The organism is Streptomyces sp. R302, assembly GCF_012927245.1.
Taxonomy (GTDB): domain Bacteria; phylum Actinomycetota; class Actinomycetes; order Streptomycetales; family Streptomycetaceae; genus Streptomyces.
Genome location: NZ_JABBGE010000002.1, coordinates 286420 through 304455 on the forward strand (window position 1 = coordinate 286420; position 18036 = coordinate 304455).

The 18036-nt window shown below is 68.4% G+C and carries 10 protein-coding genes, 1 tRNA gene and 1 pseudogene; 6 read left to right on the forward strand and 6 right to left on the reverse strand.

The window, feature by feature from the left end:
- Positions 1 to 14: 14 nt before the first annotated feature.
- Positions 15 to 983: an ArgS-related anticodon-binding protein NrtL gene (gene nrtL, locus HHL19_RS07205; protein WP_169086786.1), complete on the reverse strand. Its 969-nt coding sequence runs from the start codon at positions 981 to 983 to the stop codon at positions 15 to 17.
- 114 nt (positions 984 to 1097) lie between these two features.
- Entirely contained in the window at positions 1098 to 1571 is a 474-nt protein-coding gene (locus tag HHL19_RS07210; protein WP_169086788.1) for a response regulator, read from the reverse strand.
- Positions 1572 to 1731: 160 nt separating this feature from the next.
- Between HHL19_RS07210 and HHL19_RS07215 the strand changes: the two genes are divergently transcribed.
- The 4 genes from HHL19_RS07215 to HHL19_RS07230 all read left to right on the forward strand — a co-directional run bounded on the left by HHL19_RS07215 (position 1732) and on the right by HHL19_RS07230 (position 6949).
- Positions 1732 to 1803: transfer RNA gene (locus HHL19_RS07215), tRNA-Arg, on the forward strand.
- A gap of 620 nt (positions 1804 to 2423) precedes the next feature.
- A complete protein-coding gene (locus HHL19_RS07220) occupies positions 2424 to 2909 on the forward strand; it encodes an alkyl sulfatase C-terminal domain-containing protein (RefSeq protein ID WP_206325695.1) in 486 nt (161 codons plus the stop codon).
- Positions 2910 to 3321: 412 nt separating this feature from the next.
- Positions 3322 to 4308, forward strand: a complete 987-nt coding sequence (locus HHL19_RS07225; protein ID WP_169086792.1) for an ATP-binding protein — start codon at positions 3322 to 3324, stop codon at positions 4306 to 4308.
- Positions 4301 to 6949 carry a S8 family peptidase gene (locus HHL19_RS07230; protein ID WP_169086794.1) on the forward strand — a complete coding sequence of 883 codons (2649 nt, stop codon included), beginning with the start codon at positions 4301 to 4303 and terminating at the stop codon, positions 6947 to 6949. Before HHL19_RS07225 ends, HHL19_RS07230 begins: the two co-directional genes overlap by 8 nt.
- A 22-nt stretch (positions 6950 to 6971) precedes the next feature.
- Here HHL19_RS07230 and HHL19_RS07235 read toward each other — a convergent pair whose 3' ends face one another.
- Complete coding sequence (locus tag HHL19_RS07235; RefSeq protein WP_169086795.1) at positions 6972 to 8333, reverse strand: tyrosine-type recombinase/integrase; 1362 nt, start codon at positions 8331 to 8333, stop codon at positions 6972 to 6974.
- A gap of 418 nt (positions 8334 to 8751) precedes the next feature.
- Between HHL19_RS07235 and HHL19_RS07240 the strand changes: the two genes are divergently transcribed.
- Positions 8752 to 9990, forward strand: coding sequence for a hypothetical protein (locus tag HHL19_RS07240; protein WP_346768523.1), 1239 nt, complete (start codon positions 8752 to 8754; stop codon positions 9988 to 9990).
- Between the two features lie 250 nt (positions 9991 to 10240).
- On the opposite strand, the gene HHL19_RS07245 is transcribed toward HHL19_RS07240, so the two are convergent.
- Positions 10241 to 11215 carry a hypothetical protein gene (locus HHL19_RS07245; protein ID WP_169086796.1) on the reverse strand — a complete coding sequence of 325 codons (975 nt, stop codon included), beginning with the start codon at positions 11213 to 11215 and terminating at the stop codon, positions 10241 to 10243.
- A 1-nt stretch (position 11216) separates the two neighbouring features.
- Positions 11217 to 15722, reverse strand: a complete 4506-nt coding sequence (locus HHL19_RS07250; protein WP_206325697.1) for an AAA domain-containing protein — start codon at positions 15720 to 15722, stop codon at positions 11217 to 11219.
- Positions 15723 to 17319: 1597 nt separating this feature from the next.
- Between HHL19_RS07250 and HHL19_RS07255 the strand changes: the two genes are divergently transcribed.
- Positions 17320 to 17553: a hypothetical protein gene (locus HHL19_RS07255; RefSeq protein ID WP_346768533.1), complete on the forward strand. Its 234-nt coding sequence runs from the start codon at positions 17320 to 17322 to the stop codon at positions 17551 to 17553.
- On the opposite strand, the pseudogene HHL19_RS37070 reads toward HHL19_RS07255, so the two are convergent.
- Positions 17551 to 18027: pseudogene (locus HHL19_RS37070) on the reverse strand (transposase family protein); the annotation flags it as partial. The gene HHL19_RS07255 and the pseudogene HHL19_RS37070 sit on opposite strands and share 3 nt — an antisense overlap.
- Positions 18028 to 18036: the final 9 nt, after the last annotated feature.

The window sequence follows — 18036 nt, forward strand, 5'->3', positions numbered from 1 at the left end:
TCTGGTCAGCTCTTTCAGATCCGGTCGGGTGCGCTGATGCCGAGCACGGAGAGGCCGCCGGCGAGCACCGTCCCGGCGGCTTCGGCGAGCGCGAGCCGGGAACGGTGGGCGGCCGAGGGTTTCTCGTCGCCGAGCGGCAGAACGGTGTGCTGGAAGCCGAGCAGCGCGTCGGCGACGGCTTCGAGGTGCCGGGCGACCCGGTCGGGGGCGCGGTGGCGGGCGGCGGCGAGAAGCACGGCGGGGTGGTCGCGGAGCAGCCCGAGCAGCTCCCCGTCGACGTCGGCCTCGGCCTCGTACGCGGGGAGGACACCGAGCTGCGCCCCATTGACGAGGAGCCGCCGTACACGGGAGTGGGCGTACTGCACACGGAACAGCGCGTTGCGCTCGTGCCGTACGAGGAGCGGAGCCCCGTCGAGGGGCCGGTCGTGGAGCGCGGCCCGCAGCAGCCGCCACCGACCGGCGTCGCTGCCGAGGGCCTCACTGTCGTACGTACCCGGGTGCACGTACAGCCGCTCGCCGCCGGTCTCGACGCGGGCCAGGCCGCCCTGCCCGGTCAGCAGCCCGATCAGACAGGCGACGACGACCTGGGCACGCGCCTCGGCGACGGGCTCGAACCGGAAGCTCTCCCCGGCGAGGGCGTCACCACGCCCGTACGAGAGCCCGGCGGCGCGCACGGCCGCCACGACCTCGGCCCCGCCACCGGGGCGCAGGGTGAAATTGAGGAACCCGGGCCCGGTGATGTCCACGGCGAGGATCCCGTCGGCCCCCTCCAGCCGCTCCTTCAGTACGGAGGCGACGTCGAGCGCGGCCCGCCCGGCCGGCCGGGCGAGGGACAGGGCGACGCTGCTGGCGTACTCCCCCACCCCTCCGGGCCGCGCCTTCTCGACCTTCACGCGCGGAGGAACATCGACCCGCAGCGCACCGTCGTCGACCGCACGGCGCACGGCGTGCTGCACGGTGAGGGAGAGGTCCGCGGGGGTCACGGTCCCAGCCTAGGGGAGGAGGGGGGTCGGAACGCGAACCGGTTTCGCCATACGGGCACCTGGTATCCCCCGGACAACGAATCCCCAGGTCCAGGTGGAATCAGGCGCCCCCACTCACCGACCGGGGCAGAAACTCCCCGCCGCCCCCGGTCTCTCGGGGTGGCCGTCCCCTGCGGACGGCTCCTCTCCCGCGTCGGCCCCACCGGCCTGGCGCCGCTGCCGGGGCTCGCGGTGCAGAAGCTGCCGGACGACCCGTACGAGCTCCGCCGGCTCGAAGGGCTTCGCGAGGAACGCGTCCGCCGCCGGAGCCCCCTCGCCCTCCCCGCCGGCACTGATGATCGCCACGGGCAGATGCCGCGTCCGCGGATCCTCCCGCAGCCGCTGGGCGGTCTTGATCCCGTCGAGCCGCGGCATGACGACGTCGAGCGTCACGACGTCGGGCCGCACGCGATGCACGACGTCCAGACACTCGGCACCATCGGCCGCGGTCACGACCTCGAACCCCTCGAGTTCGAGATTGACCCTGATCAACTGCCGGATGACCTTGTTGTCGTCGACAACGAGCACCCGCCCGGACACGCCTGACACGTGAACGAGAGTAGGCCGCCCCGAGGGGCTGCGTCCGGGTTTTGCCCACTTCCGACCCACGCGAGCGAACACCCCCGAGGTGACGCCCCGGAAATACCTGTTCACAGGCACCCCACGACAGCTGGTAAGGTTTCACCCGTCGCCGCCAAGCAGCGACAACGCCCCCGTAGCTCAGGGGATAGAGCAACGGCCTCCGGAGCCGTGTGCGCAGGTTCGAATCCTGCCGGGGGCACTTCCGGAAAGAGGGTCTGACCAGCGGAAACGCTGGCCAGGCCCTTTCTCGTACATGTCAAAACGCAAACGGCCCTTCGGCCATTGCTGTTTCCCTACCCTCGGGGTCTGCGATTCGAGCACCACTCCTCTCGCGACTCGTTCCCGCAGGTCAGGCACCCCGTCAGGGGGCCGGCGGATCCACCCGCCATCAAAAACCTGATGATGTGACGGAACGTACGGCTGAGTAGTGTCGTTTCCCTCACGCACCGGCTGCGACCTGCGCGAACGCGGTCGACCGCGCGTCAAAACGCAAGTGGTCCAGTGGGTCGTTGCCCTAGCCCGATATCGGATCATTTACGCCATTCATGGAGGGCTCCGCTTCCCATGGCGCCTCCGCTCTTCGCGGTACCTGTCTGCGGACCGGCAGGCCGCGTCACCCACGCCGGTCTTCACCTGCCGCCTGTCCTGGCGCCCGCCTCGGGATCCTGGCTCCCTGGTCCCCGGAAGACTGCAGGGCGATGCGACGCGAAGGGGCGGCCGAGTGCCAGGCGCCCGGTGCCTGGTTGCCGCCCAGACACGGCCCGTGCGGCGCGAGTCGGACGGCTCCCACCGCGCCCCGTGGTCACCGCCGGGGCGGACATGACGGGCAAGGCTGGCGAGCGCGTCGACTACGGGGCGGAGAACGGCACCTGGCGCTCCTCCTTCCTCTCTGGGGCCACCGAACTGCGCGAGGGCCGGTTCGGAACACTGACCGAGACGACCGCCCCCGACGTCATGAGCCAGCTCACCCCGCAGATGCTCTCCGACGCCCTCGCCACCCAGATCGACCGCCTCAAGGCGTGGGACGAGAACCTGTCCATCGACATCGTCCTCACCGACACCGACGCCCGTTTCCGGCTGCGCCTGGCTAACGGAGTACTGACCTACAGTGCGGCGGCTTCGTCCGGTGACGCCGATGCCACGATCACGATGACGCGGCGCGCGCTGCCGGCCCTCGCCCTCGGCCTGGCCCCCGAACAGCTCGCCGCCACCGGCATCCAGATGAGCGGCGACGTCTCCGTACTCGCCCGGCTCACCGATGCGCTGGACCCGGGCGACAAGAACGTCGCCATCGTCACCCCGTGACAGCCTGGCAGCGGCAGAGGAACCACCCCACCTGGAATCCATGCGGGCCACCGGCCCACGCAGCGGTCCGCCCGGCGCCTATCGGCTCTCGACCGCACCCTGCCCTGCCCTGTCCCTGCGGCGGCCCGCATGCCTGCGCTGCCATGCGGCAGGACAGCACGTCCACGACGATCGGCCCTTGCTTCGCAACCGGGCCAGGTCCCGAGGGCGGTCGCACAGCAAGGCGCCGCCACATCTGCTGCACACCATCTTCGGGGAGCGTTCCTGCCGGCCTCGCTGGCCCTGCCCATCCGGGCGGCGGCCGGTCCTGGCGGGCCGTACGATGCAGGCGCGGGTGCCTCCACGGCCCCCGGGTATCAGACCAGCGAGCACACTCGTACACCAGCGGTCGGCATCGGGAAGGTGACAGGCGATGGCAGCGAACGCCGAGCACCTGAAGGCGCTGGTGCGTGCACATGCCGAGGCCGATGACGATCTCTTCTACAGCGTGGCTCTGCAGGTGGCGGCGAAGTCCGCCCGGCAAGGGCAGGGGAAGTTCGCTGTGGACCTGCGGGAGCTCGTGGAGGCAGCACGGCAAAAACAGGGACAGGCGAGCAAACGGCATGCCGCGACACCGGTGGTGCAGCCCCGCGGTGAGCTCTCCAGCCTGTTGACGGCCGGATATCCCGATATTCAGCTGGACGACATGACGCTGGACGCCGGGTTGCGTGCCTCCCTGGACCGGGTGCTGCACGAGCAGCGTCAGCGTGCCCGGCTGGAGCGTTTCGGTTTCACTCCGGTACACCGGATCCTGCTGTCAGGACCCCCTGGTACGGGCAAGAGCATGACCGCCGCGGCCCTGGCCGGCGAGCTGAAGCTGCCGTTGTTCACCATCCGCCTGGACGGTCTGATCAGCCGGTTCATGGGCGAGACGGCGGCGAAGCTGCGTCTGGTCTTCGACGCGGTGGCTCAGACGCGGGCGGTGTATCTGTTCGACGAGTTCGACGCGCTCGGGGCTGAACGCGCGGCAGGTAATGACGTCGGAGAGGCCCGCAGGATCCTCAACTCGTTCCTGCTGTTCCTGGACGAGGCGCCCTCCGAGAGCCTCGTGGTGGCCGGCACCAATCACCACCAACTGCTGGACCGGGCGCTGTTCCGCCGTTTCGACATGGTCGCCACCTACGGCCCCCCTACTCCCGAACAGGCGGTTCAGGTCATGCGCCGGCGCCTAGCCGGAATGGATACGAGCACAGTACGGTGGGACGCTGTGACAGACAGTGCATCCGGTTTGAGCCATGCCGAGCTGGTCAAGGCGGCGGAAGCCGCGGCCAAGCGGGCCATCCTCGCCGACCAGGACGTGGTGGACGAACCGCTGCTGCTGGAGGCGCTGACCGAACGGCACGCCTCCCGTCATGCCTGAGCCCTCCGCCCCCGCACGGTCCACGCCGCACCTGATGGTGCCCTGGCGCGCCGCCACCCTGACACCGCGTTCCGAGCCCTCCGGCGGAGGCGGTACGAAGCTGGTCCGCCGTGAGGACCGCAGCGGGCACGCCGCTGCTCTGGTGGACGGTCTGGAAACGGCCGAACGGGAGTCGGCCCGGCTCGCCCAAGAGGCGCCCGACGGCTTCCAGCCCGACGGTTTCGCGGTGCGGATCGAGGCAGCGCGTGACCATCCCCTGCAGCTGGACCGTCTGGACGGCTCCGGCCTGACCTTGATGAGCAGCCATCCGCAGACCAACGACAGGTCTCAGGATGCGCTGGTGTGGGTCCCGTTCGACAAGGTCGCCTCTTTCACACAGCGGATCTCCGCCTTCACCCTGGATACCGAAGACGGCAACCCCCAGCAGGCCGCGCTCGTGGCCAATATGGAGCACATCCGGCGGGCACTGCTGCAGCACCTCTGGCAGGAGCGGCACGCGCTGCCGCCGCTGGCCGACGAGCGGTGGTGGGAGCTGTGGTTCGATCCCCGGATCTCGCCGACAGATCCGGTGGCCGCTCTGCGCGCCCTGGCGGAGGCATGGCAGTGGCGGATGAGCGACCGTGCCATCCACGTGGGCGAACGCATCGTCGCGCACGTCTCGGCGACCGGCAACGACTTGACGGCCCTGCTGGGCACGAATACCTGCCCTGTCGAGATCCGCACGCCGACGTTCGCCGAGGGCCTCTACGCCGTCGACCGCTCTTTCCGGGTGAGCCTCGCCGAAGACCTCGCCCAGCGCGTCAAGCCCGCCGCCCCGCACGCACCCGCCGTATGCGTCCTGGACACGGGGATAGCGCAGGAGCACCCGCTGCTGAAGCCGGCGCTGCACGAGCGCGCCTACAGCGTGCTGCCCGGCAGCACCCCGGCCGACCGCAACGGGCACGGGACGCAGATGGCCGGACTCGCCCTGTTCGGCGATCTCGCCGCCGCCCTGGAAGTACAAGGTCCTTTGGTCCTCAGCCACGGCCTCGAGTCCGTGAAAATCCTCGACGACGGTCTTGCACCGGTCAAGACTCCGCGGACCTTGGCCGAGACGACCGCGAACGCCGTGGCGACCGCCGAGATCGGCAATGGCGGCCCCGCACCCTCGAGGCGGGTCTTCTCCATGGCCGTCACCCGGCACTCGGGCGAAGGCGAGAACGGTGTCGACGGCACAGCGACCCTGTGGTCGGCCACCCTGGACGCCCTGGCAGCCGGAACGACCGTGGCCGTACGCGAGGACAGTATCGATCTGATCGGCGCACCGGACCCGCAGGCGTCGCGGCTGATCATCGTCAGCGCCGGCAACATCCGCGGACACGTCCCGCACCAGATGCGCGACGACACCGGTCGGCTCGACCCCTTGCTGCTCTGCGACCTCTCCCGGATCGAGGAGCCCGCCCAGGCACACAACGTGCTGACCGTCGGCGCCTGCACCCACCTGGACACAGTCCCCGACCTCCCTCCATTCCGGGGCTTCAGGCCCCTGGTCGCTCCGGGCGGCCTGTCCCCGTTCAGCCGGACCTCGGTGGCCCTGACCAACCCGGCCATCACCAAGCCCGACATCGTCCTGGAAGGTGGCAACCTCCTCGTCGCCCCCGACGACAGCATGCTGGACGAGCACGAGCTGGTGAGCGTGCCGACGACCCACCACGACGCCGCGCGTCAGCTCGCCTGGGCCAACGCCACCAGCGCCGCGACCGCTCAGGCAGCGGCCCTGGCCGCCACCGCCATGAGCACCTATCCGGGACTGCGCGCGGAGACCGTCCGCGCCCTGCTCGTCCACGAGGCCCAGTGGACCCCGGCGATGGTCGAGCCCGGCCTGTTCAAGAAGACCGGTACCCCCAAGCTCGCCAAGGGCGATCTCATGCGGCAGGTGATCCGCCGCTACGGCTGGGGAGTTCCCACCGCCGACCGCATCCGCAGCAGCGCGTCCAACGCCGTCACGATGATCATCCAGAACACCCTGATGCCGCTGAAGCAGGGCAAGAACGGCCAGCTCCGCTTGGCCGAACTGAAACTGCACCAACTGCCCTGGCCACTGGAACAGCTGCGCGACTTGGCCGAGACCACCGTCGACCTGCGCGTGACCCTCGCCTACATGATCGAGCCGAACCCTGGCCGGCGCGGCATGCTCGGCCGCTACAGCTACGCCTCGCACGGCCTGCGCTTCGCCGTCAAAGGCTCCACCGAGTCCGTCGACGCCTTCCAGAGCCGCCTGGCCGAACAGGCCGAACACGAAACCGACGGAACTGGCAACCCCAAGGCGTTCGAGTCCGACGGCCACTGGCTGGTGGGCCCGCGGTTCCGCAACCTCGGCTCCCTGCACGCCGACATCTGGCGCGGCTCCGCCGCCGAACTCGCCGACTGCGGCATGCTCGCCGTCTACCCCGTCGGCGGCTGGTGGAAGGCCAACAAGCGTAAGGACCGGATCGGCCTGCCCGTCAGCTACGCCCTGCTGGTCTCCCTGCGGACCCCGGAGGTTTCCACCGACCTGTACACCCCCATTGCCACTCAGCTCGGCGTCCCGGTGGAGATCGTGCCGGAGGCGCGGTCCGAGATCACCGACGGCATCCCCGTCCAGATGGAGCTCGGCTGGTGACCTTGCCCGGGCCGGCAACGTCCTACTCTTCCGGATCGACCGGCGGATCGTAGGAGTACAGCAGCTCCTCGATGCGCTGGTTGTTGATGGACTGGCGGTCGTAGAGGCACTTCGCGTAGCGGGTGAGGAGGACTTCGACGCTGTTGCCGGCGCGTTGGGCGACCTCGGCCGGATCCGCCCCGGCGCACAGCCAGGTCGACAGGGCGGAGTGGCGCAGGTCGTAGGGGCGTTTGGCGAGTGGGGTGGCCGCGAGGGCGGGTGGCAGGGCCAGGGCGCGGGCTTCGCGCCAGACGTGGTGGTAGGCGGTGTAGCTGAGGATGTTGCCGCGTTCGCTGAAGAACAACCGGCCGTCGTCGGCCGTGCCGAAGGTGGTAACGCTCTCGCGCCACATCGCCACGAGATGAGGCGGGAGCGGCACCACCCGTGTGTCGCCCGGCCGGCGGTTCTTCAATCCGCGCTCGTCATGATTCAGGCCGGTGTCGGTCCACCGCTTGCCGGCCTGCGGCAGGGTGCGGTGCAGGACCAGCCGGCCCCAGCCACTGCTCGGCAGGCGGCAGTCCGGCAGCGTCACCGCAACAGCTTCTTCGGGGCGCAGACCGGCGTAGTACATGCCCGCGAACAGCCCCACCAGCCGGCGTCCGCGGGCCCGCCGGTATCCGCCGACGTAGGAGATGGCCGTCAGCAGATCCCGGGCCTGGCTCGGGTTGGCTACGACTCGCGGGTCTACGGAAACAGCCGGTTTGGGCACACTCCAGCGGACTTGCTCCAGCGGGTTGCTGCCCAGCTCGCCCCGCTCCATGGCGTACCCCAGGGCGTGTACGAGGACTTTGCGTTTGCGGCGCATCGTCTCCACGGCCGCCTCGCCGCCGTCCTGTTTGCGGCGCAGCGACTCCAGCACGTCGCGAGCCAGGACCGGGTCGTACAGGTCGATCAAGGGCCGGGACGCTTTGGCCACCCATTGCAGGGCGAGCCGGTCCTGCGGTGGCGGCATAGGGTCGCCCTGCCTGGGCATGACGAAGGCCCAGTGGCGCAGGGCCCGGCGCAGCACCTGCTCGGTGGGTCTGCCGCGCCGGTCCCAGCACATCGCCAGCGTGACGGCGGTCAGCGCGTCGCTGACTTCGTCGCGGGTCTTGGCCGCCCGGCCGGGCCAGTGGGCCCGGGCGTACTCGGTCGCGAAGGCGTACCAGGTCAGCTGGGACAGTCTCTGCGGTTCCCGGGCGGTGCTTGGGCCCTGCGCCAGGCCCGCCCGGATGGCCCGCACCAGCTGCGCACCGAACTCACCCGCCATCTCCGCGACTGCGCTGCTCCCGTCCCACCGCCCTTCACCGTGGAGCGGTACCGCGTAATCCGGCGCGGCCCCGAGGCTGCGCACGTTCGAGTCCATGTCCCCTCCTCCTGATCGGCACAGGCATGACTTCCCGGCACGAGCATTCGGACATCCACCTGAACGAGGCCACCCGGGTCACGCAGAGTTGACGAACAGAAAGGCCGGCACCTGACGGAGGTGTCCGGCGCCGCCGATGCCCGACAGTCGCCATGGCCAGATCCGCACGGTGACACACCATGCGCACTTGCGTGCGCCCTCACACACCCGACTACCGTCCCGGTCGGCCAGGGCACGCGGACACTGTGGGGGATGCATGGCAAGAACCGCTCGACAGATCCTGAACTCACTCAGCCGCACGCAGAACGTTCACCTCACGTCGACTGCAGACCTCGTCGCCCATGTCGACTCCGCGGCAGCGGCCCTCGACAAAAAGCGCAGGGAGAAGGGCCAGGAGGCGGTCCGGAGGAAGCCCGACGTGCGTCCCGTCGCCAAGGCCGACGTCGGCGGCTCTCTCGGCCTGACCCCCTGGCAGGTGCTGCACACTGTCGCCCGCGGGTATGTACTGGCAGGCCAGGGCATGGGGCGAGGACTCGCGGAGCACTGGCTGAGCCTGAAGTACTGCGAGGCGCTGCACGGCAACCGAGCCGGCGCCATGGACCTCACCGACAAGGGCCGCACCGCCGAGCGCTGGTACAAGTCCATGCAGGCCCGGGAGCTGGCGGTCGGCTTCGGGCTCGCCGCCGCCGAGCGCATCGTGCGGGAGCGGTATCCGGATCACATCGTCTCGGTCGTTGACACGAGCACGATCCTGCGGGCCGGCTGGGCCCTCGGCGGCGCGCAGCGGGACAAGGGGTCACGTCCCCGGCCCGACTTCATCATCGAGGCGTGGAAGCCCGGTGAGCCGTCGAAGGTCACGTTCGTGGTCTGCCGGGGCAACCACCAGAAGCCGTCCAAACGGTCCGGCCGCACCCGCAGCACCACGATCCAGCAACTGGTCAAGGGAACAGAGCTGGCCGAGGGCATGCAGATCGGCGAGTGGAACTCGACACCGTGCCTGATGCTGTCCACCGAGCTCATGGGTCAGGGCGGGGTCGTCGTCAACACCCTGCAGTCCCCCGGCGAAGCCCGGCTTCCTCTCCGTATACCGGGAGCACCTGGGAACGCCGATGTGGGGATCGACGGCAAGTCGGGTATCCCCTACCCCAATGCCATCCGCATCCCGGCCCGCGAGGGCCGACGGGCTCGGAACGTCGACGGATTCCAGGTCGGCGAGAACGACCTCCCCTGGTTCGGTCAGCTCCTGGCCCGCACCGGCGCCGCCGGGCTGACCGCCTTCGCCGGCGGAGGCAAGAAGACAGCCCAGTACCTCACCAAACACCAAGGCCGCGAGCACTACGACGTGCCCACCTTCGCCGCCACCTCCAGCTCACACGACGCCGAGATCACGGTCGGCGGCAGGAAATTCGTCGGCACCGACCACGTCTTCCGCATGGAGACCGTCCGCATCGAGGCATTCTCCGGAATGGACGCGGACCTGTACGGGCTGATCAGCGAAGGGCACGTGGAGGAATACCGGCGCGCGGCCTACGAGCTCCGCTCCGCCCTGCCCAGCACCGAAGAGGCCAGGAAATGGAACGGGCCGATCTCGTTCCACGAGGATGGCACCGTCATGACCCTGAGTATTCTGCCTGTCCGCCGAAGAAACCCTCTCTGATCCCTGAGCGGCGGCACTTCAAACTCGCCTGAGGCGAGCGCCTGAGCGAGGCCGAAATATAGCCGCAGACCCCCGGTTTCCCCAACCGGGGATTCTCCGGATACTGCTCCCTACACTGTCACTCCCTGCAACCACGAATACCCGTCGGCGCCATGCTCGCAGCCACCGCCTTGGCCGCCCCGGGGTCGGCCGCCCTTCGTCACCTCCGCCCCCGAGGCCCTCGCCACTCTGTGCAACGAACGATTCACCGTCATCGAGGTTTACCCCTGGCCGAATCTCTCGTTGGCGTCCTCACGCCCGGCTGGCGACGGGCCACGGTAGCTGGAGTGGGACGTCGCACGGGGTCTGTGGGTGCACGACCTCGATCTGTTGACGCACGGGGAGAAGACGGAGCAGGGTGCGCTCCAGCCGTGGCCGCGAGATCGTTCAGGGTGGCGTTCACCACCGGCCAGCACATGTCGACCGTGTCTCGGTTCGGGCTGTGCCCCGTCCGTTTCTCTGCGAGGGGATGGACGAGGTTCCTGTAGTACCGGACGAGTTCCGAGGCCAGCTTGGCATCGTGCTCGATCCACTTGTTTCGGTGTGCGAAGTCCACGAGATCTTTCAGGCCCATGTCCCGCAGCGGCTTCGGCAAGCGCGTACCGCTGGCGCGGGCCTCGGCGGCGTGCACCAGGACACCTTCCAGCAGGCTGCCTAGCATGATCACCGCTGACGTGTAGGCGCCGTGCTCATAACAGGTGCGCGCCTCGTCAAGCCGGAGTTGCACGGTCGAGGCGAGCTCCGGGTCGCTCACCACTTCTGTCACGGAGACCTTCAGCTCGACACGTGGCAGCTGCCGAGTGTCGGTCCCGAAACCGGCTTCGCACGGGACGAGGAGCGGCCGGCCCTCCACGTGATCGATCCGGCGTCCGTCGAGTACGAGAACCTCGCTCAGCCTCTCCAGAGTGGCGTGATACTCCCGCTGCTGGTTGTAGTACTCAAGACGATTCGCCAGGCGAAGGACGGCTCGCTCGGCATCGTTGGTGCCGTCCTCCTGCCGCTCCTTGAGGAGATCCAGGGCCCACTTATGCCTCGGTGTGCCGTCGTACTCCGGGACGTCATCCCAGCCCGCCCGCTCGAAGAACGCGGCGATCTCGTATCCCTTCCGATAGAGGAGTGGCGTCTCGTCCCCACAGATGAGATGGGCGACCTCGGTCAGCGTGCTGTCGTCGAAGGTCTCACTCACGTCAGACTCCTTCAAGAGAGACCGACACGTCCTCGTCCTCGTCCTGCAAGGCGTCGAGTTCGTCGGCGGTGAAATCGATGTCGTCCATGTCGACCGGGGCCCAGGTACTCCGTGAGTCACCCTGGCCCTCCTCTGTGACTCCGGGCCGGATGCCCAGAGCGTCGAGGCGCTTCCACAATGGAGCCAGCGAGTCCTCCGGAGACAGGGCGAACTCGCTGCTGCGGACACGCCAGAACTGCCAGCCAGCCCGGCGCAGTTCCCGGGCCCGCTCGGCGTCGTCGCGGATCTGGTCAAGGGTGGAGTGGTACGGGCTGCCGTCACACTCCACGGCGAGGCGGCCCGTCTCTCCGACGACGACGAGGTCGATGCGCTTGCCACTGACCTTCCATTGGGGGACGACGTGGTAACCGCGTTCCTTGATCCTTCGGAAGACTCGCTGCTCAAACAGAGAGTCGAACGGTTCGCATCGCTCATCTGGCGAGACGGCGGAGAGGCTGGGAGAGGTGCCCTGGAGCTCCGGCGGCGCCTGCATGTAGGTGAGCAGGGAGTGACGCAGGTCCCGGCTGCGCAACTGGTCGGGTGTGACGGAGGTGAACAGCCACATCTGGTCACGGGCCCTGCTGGCGGCCACATTAAACCGCCGGCCGTCGCCCTGGCCGGTCAGGGCCCGGGCGTTGTCGGCGTCGATGACCAGCGAGAGCAGGATGACGTCCCGTTCGTCTCCCTGGAACTGTTCGGCCGTGCCAACGCGTATGTTGTGCCGTTCCCGGATCGCGGAGTCGATCCGCATGTCGATGAGGTTCTCCAACAGCCTTGTCTGGTGACCGGAACGGAGCACGATGACGCCGAAACTCCGTTTCGCGTACGCCTCGTCCTGCGCGAGTTCCGCCAGTTTGGCAACGATGCGTTCAGCCTCGGGCCGGTTCACCAGAGTCTCCCGCCGTCCCTCGCAGTGACCTTCATGGACGTGGACGACTTCGAGGGGCCGCAGCCGGTCCGCTCCGTACTGCCGCAGCGGCACGAGTTCGTTGTCGGGATAGAACTGGGCGGAGGACCACTTGATGATCTCCGGCATGCACCGGAAGTGCTCGGTGAGCCGGATCGTCTCGCTGAAGCGCGCGGACAGCAGGTCGTAGAGGTTGGACTTGGGGCTGAGCCCGTCTCGCTGCCAGTCAGTGAGATGGGGCAGGAGCGAGTCGAGGAGTTCGTTGAACCGCTCGTGCTTGCCGCCTGTGTAGAAGGGGACACACTGCTTGTCGTCGCCCACGACGATAATCCTCGGAGCAAGCCACAGCAGCATCAAGCCGTCCAGACCGACCTGACTCGCCTCGTCCACGATGACAACGTCGAAGGCGTCCGGCTCGGGGGCGATCATTTCGGCCACCTGCTTGATCGGCATGACCCATGCCGGGACCGCGGCACGCGCGTCACGCATCGCGGAACGAGCGGCCTTCAGGTGCCGCTTACCGAGCGCCGTCATCCCCCTTCCGGCGTTCGCCGTGGCTGACGCGTAGGCGCTCAGCGCCTGCTTCTGTCCGGCCGTCATCCGGTCAAGGCAGTGGTAGAGCGCCCGGGCAGACGCCAGTTGCGTCACCGCGTCTCTCAGCTGTGCCTCGACGGCTTCCAGTTCCCCTTCCAGTTTGGCTTCCCTGCCAGGCGCCAACTTCGTGTCCTGGAAAGTACGTGCACGCCGCCATGCCCAGGCTCCGTTCAGGTCCACGAGGCGGGTCTCCCAAGCCGCCGCGGTCGGGGACTCGGCGAAACGCCGGGCCAGTTCGGGATGGTCCTCGGACAGCCGATCCAGGAGTTTGCGGGCCTCCCGGCGATCGGCTTCACGGTGGAACGCCTGGGCCAGGGAGTCGATCGCTGACGTATACGCCTGCGGATCACGGGCGGTGACGGCCCTGTGCACCTCCGCCAGTTCGGTCACTCCGTGGGTGTCGGGCCGCGGCAGCTGCTCCGCGATGGACCGCAGCCTCTCCTCCGCTTCGCGGGCACGGAGCAGCCGTTCCGCACGGATCGCCGACATGCGGACGTCGTCCCACTGCTGTGCCGTCCGCACCGTGGCCTTGATCCGGGCCTTTAGCAGCACATCGTGCAGCGTACGCACGGAGTGGGCGAACCCGTCCACCGCACGGAGCGTCGGCGTCCGGTCCAGCAGCTCCGACAGAGCCACCTCCGTGGAGCCCTTGGCTGCGGGCACACCGACGCTCTGCCAGCGCTCATTCAGCTGCCGGACGCACTGGCGTGCGGCCAGGTGAGCCACCAGCGCGGAGATCTCGTCCGGGGTCGTGGGCGGCCGGCCGTCCACTCGGCAATCCCGTAGAAGAACCTGAGCTTCCTTCTGCACCGCCTTCGGAGCCAGCCTGCGCAGCTTTCCGCCGTCGCGCAGGAACTGTTCGAGATCCCTCCCGGCGGCTATGAGACGCGATTCCTCGGCAAGCGATACGGCCGGCACATCGAGCTCGGAGAAGGGCGCGTGTCGAAGCACGCTCTGCACCTCCTCGGCACGCGCGGCTGACCGGCGCACGTTGTCCCAGAGCTGCTGGCGTTGACCGGCCATTCCGTCCCGCAGGGCATGAGTGGTCCACGCTTCGGGCGCCCAAGCGGTCGGCTCACCCGGCAGCCCCTCACTTTGGAGCGCGTGTTCCGCCGAGTCCAGGAGTTCCACCAGCGTCGTGATCAGACCTCGCCCCTGGTCGGCGAGTTCGAGAGCGAGCGGATCCGACTGGGCCTCGGCGCAAGAACGCATGGCGATGTCCAAGGCATGGACTGCCTCTTCGAACAGCACAGGTGCGACGAAGTCCGCGGGGTCCGGGCAACGGGCGGCATGCTCGGCTAGCACGCCGGCACCGTGACGGGACACCAGGCCCAGCAGGCGCTGGGCCTCGTCCTGGCCCAGCGAAGGTTCTCGTGGCGCCGAGGTGGGCAGGGCCGGCATCCAGTCGTACTGCGGTGCCCCGGCCGCGACGGCCTCCACTATCTCCGCAAGCCGTCCCTGATACCCGGGTGCGACGTCGAGGTGTTCGTACCACTCCGCCTCGCGAACGACGCGGAGTTCGTCACGGAGCCGTGCTCGGGTGTCGGACAGTTCCGAGCGCAACGCCTCATAGTCCTTGATCCTCTTTTCGAGACGTTCCGTCGACTGGGTGGCACTGAGCTGGGAGAGCGCGCGCACGGACTGCTCCAGATCGCCGCTGCCGTCCTGACGCCGGTCGCCCTGGAGGACACACAGGCTGCGAAGCTCGGCGGGCAGTTGCTGCCGCAGGACCTTAAGCGCCTGGCCCTTCTCGCTTGTCACGAGCACTCGCTTGCCGTCGGCTAGCAGTGCGCACACAAGGTTGGCGATGGTGTGCGTCTTTCCCGTACCCGGCGGTCCCTGAACGACGACGCCAGTGTCGGTCTGGAGGCGCCTCAGAACTTCCAGCTGGGCTTCGTTCGACAGCAGTGGGAACAGCGGGTCGGGGCCGAGGGCAGGCGGTACGTCGCGGCCCCCCGTTGTGCCCCACGCCCTGCGGTCCTCCGCTTCCAACTGGTACAGCAACTGAGCGAGGCCCAGCGGAGCGACAGCGCCGGGCTGGGCGAGGCGGCTCGCGATGCCGTCGTAGAAGTTCACCAGGGCGCCCTGGCCCCGCTGACGGAGAATGATCGCCGGCGCGAACCCGAGCGTGGGCACCGGCAGCATCGGGTCGGCGGGCGGTCGGCTCCAACCATGGTGGAATGCGACCGCTCGATCAGTCCCGAACGCCCGCTCCGACCAGTCACCTAGCACGTCCTGGCAGTCACGGGACAGCGGATGAAAACCCTCCGCGTCGACACGGTCTCGCAGCGGGCTCAACAGACGGGCGCTGTAGCCCGTGTCCGCGTCAAGGAACTCTCCGTCCTCCAGCCGTGCGGGATCGCCAGGTGCGAGGGCGACGGTGATGGACATATCCGTGGAATTTACGGCGAGCGTCAGCGGCGCCGTCAGGATGTGCCGGGCGACACGGGCAGAAGGGCGTGCGGCCCCAACGGTCAGGAAGCCGACGCCTAGCACCGCCTCGTATTCCTCGCCGTCCTGCTGAATCCTGGTCGCCATTCGGTACAGCTGCTGGTGGAGTTCCCGGTATGGCCGGTCAGCACGCTCTTTCTCCGACCACTTCCGCCACGCCTCAAGCCATCGCGTGTAGGCGCGCAACACGTCGTGTGCTTCGTCCCGGCGGATCTCGGAGACCTCGACCAGGTCTCCATTCTCGTCTTCCTGCCAGCCCTGCCCCGGTCCCGAGTCGGCCAGCGGCGGCGAATCGGGCGTCGCGGCGACGGCGGCCTCGGAATCGACCCACCCCACTAGCACCTCGGGCAAAACAGGAGCCGGGCGTGCCGGGCGGTGTGTCACCTTGAGCAACATCCGGTCGCCGTCCGGGTGCCGCCGGAGCCTGTCGTCCGGCAGCCCAGAGAGCCAGAGGACCTCCGGGTACTTCTGCCAGTCACGCACCGGCTTGTGCGACCCCCGGACGATTTCGCGCATATATTCGATTAGCTGGCGTGTGCGATGCACCGCCTCCGGGTTGTTCGCACGGAGTGGAGAGTTGAAGGACACCTATCCCCCTGACCTTGGCTCGACAAAGCCTTTCAGGATTCACGAGAGAGGCGATCACTTCAACAAGGAACGGCGAGCAAGGATAAAAACAAGCCGCATTAAGCAAAAATTGGCCGTAATCAAGCCATCCATCAAGAGCAAACCCTCACGGATTCAACCGCATGCCGACCAGCCCCACCGGCCGCGACCTCACTCAGCCCAATCGTCACCTTGGCGACAGCTGTCACGCCCCCCCCCCCCGCGCGGAAGGAGCGACAGCCGGCACCGGCGGCCCGCGTGACCACCTCGGCCGCCGCGCCAGTTCCCGCCTCCCGTGCACTACCAGCCGTCCGGTCGTTCGATTGAAGCCGTACATCCACCCCCTCCACCCACCCCACCCACCGAAGCAGCGTGGCATGTATCACGTCACACCATCCGGCCGCTACAGCATATTGATTCCCATATGGCACCAAAAAGGGCATCCATATTTCATGGGACATACGTGGGATCGCGTGGCCAACGTAGCGTCAGAGATGCCACTGACCTGCGGGAAACGAACAAATGAGCGACGGCCTCCGGAGCCGTGTGCGCAGGTTCGAATCCTGCCGGGGGCACTTCGCAGAAGTGCCACACAGACCCCGTGATCAGTGGAAAAGCTGAGAGCGGGGTCTTGTTGTATGTACAAGCAGGTGCTGGCGTGAGCGGCCCGAATGACAGCGGGCGGGGCCTGTACGCGGCCTGGATCGTGGGGCGTCGGCGCAGGTCAGGGCTGACGAACGAGGGGAAACAGCGGATGGCTTCCGGAACCGGGTAGTCCAGGACGGAGCCGGTTCGACAGATCTGGACGCCCACCCCGCTGGGGAGCGTCGACCCCTTGCGTTTCGGCATGTCCGCCGACGCGGTCAGGCCGCTCCACCGAAAGCAGCCGAGCTGAGTCGTTTCTCAGCCGAGCCCTTCCACCCGGACATCTACGGTCTCCAGGTCGGCTCCCACACGGGGAGGCCCGCCGTCTACGCGTACTTCGAGGCCACTGGCCGGCTCTTCTGCGTGGCTGCTGACGCCACCCACGGTCCGCGCGTGACCCTGGACGGATGGAACGGACCGGCTGTATCCCGGACGAGCCCCAGGAGAGTGATCCTGGACCTTCATTCCTCAGACGCTCACAGAGCGCCCTACGGGCCACGAGGCAACTCGGGAATCGACGGCATCGGCATGGTCCTGCGTGTCCAGGACACCGGATACGGAGTGCTGACCGGTCCGGTACTGGTGGGCCGGGAGTGGGCCGACCGCTGCACCGACGAACGGGAAGGCTCCATTCCGGAGTGTGAGTGGCTGGGCCGCCAGTGGTGCGTGTACAACGACTCGAACGTATGGCCTTCACCCCGATACACGACGAACTGGCCGCTGGGGTGGACACCCCGTTCTGAACGCCGTCCGTACGACATCTCAGCAGCTGAATGCCAAAGCCCCCTGGACACGGGCGGATTCCAGGGTCCACAACCGGACAACCGGCGCGTCCTCGCGCCACTGCCGGTTCCCGGCGGACGTGCAGGTCATCATCGACGCCGACACGAAACTCGTGGTCGCGGCGGCATGGTCAGTGCCCAGCAACACCGCGGACGCGAAAGCGTGGCGGGACTCCGCCCGGGGCGAGCACGCCTGCGCCCGCATGAAGCACTGCAAGATCCTGCGCGACTGCCGTCAGCGCGGTATCGGCCTCCATCACGCCGCCGCCCACGTGCACAACCTCGCCCTGGCTGCATGGCCAGGCTGGCGCTAAACCGGTGGTCACCCAGGGGTTGGTTCCGACGTAGGCACGGTCGGCGAGAGCAGGAACGCCCTGACGTTCGCAGATTCGGATGATGCGGTGGGTGCGGGCCGCGGGCAGGTCACGACTGCGGCCGGACAGCGCGGGCGAGCCCCGCTGTCGCTGACGCGGGTCGCGCGGCAAGGGTCGCGTCGAGCAGGACATGATCCGGATCGGCCTCCCACAGGACACGCAGCAGGCCGGGCGCCCTGCGGGACAGGCACGCGACGCCGGCTGCGACAGGGGAGTTGGTGGTGCCGACGGATATATCGAAACCGGCGGCGATCTGCGCGAGCGTGTCGTGGCGGCGAAGGTAGACCAGGTCACGAGCGCCCGCTGGTGGGGCGGGAGCTTCTAGCGGCGGTCACGCGTACGAATGGCGATGAGCACGGATACCCACGCGCCCAGGACATGCGGCAGGCCGAGTGCGGCAGGACAGAGGCCCAACGAGGCTAC

What these genes read in the sequence shown, in the direction of transcription:
- HHL19_RS07220 (WP_206325695.1), top strand. Translation starts at nt 2,424, where the DNA reads ATGACGGGCAAGGCTGGCGAGCGCGTCGACTACGGGGCGGAGAACGGC.
- HHL19_RS07225 (WP_169086792.1), top strand. Translation starts at nt 3,322, where the DNA reads ATGGCAGCGAACGCCGAGCACCTGAAGGCGCTGGTGCGTGCACATGCC.
- HHL19_RS07230 (WP_169086794.1), top strand. Translation starts at nt 4,301, where the DNA reads ATGCCTGAGCCCTCCGCCCCCGCACGGTCCACGCCGCACCTGATGGTG.
- HHL19_RS07235 (WP_169086795.1), bottom strand. Translation starts at nt 8,333, where the DNA reads ATGGACTCGAACGTGCGCAGCCTCGGGGCCGCGCCGGATTACGCGGTA.
- HHL19_RS07250 (WP_206325697.1), bottom strand. Translation starts at nt 15,722, where the DNA reads ATGCGCGAAATCGTCCGGGGGTCGCACAAGCCGGTGCGTGACTGGCAG.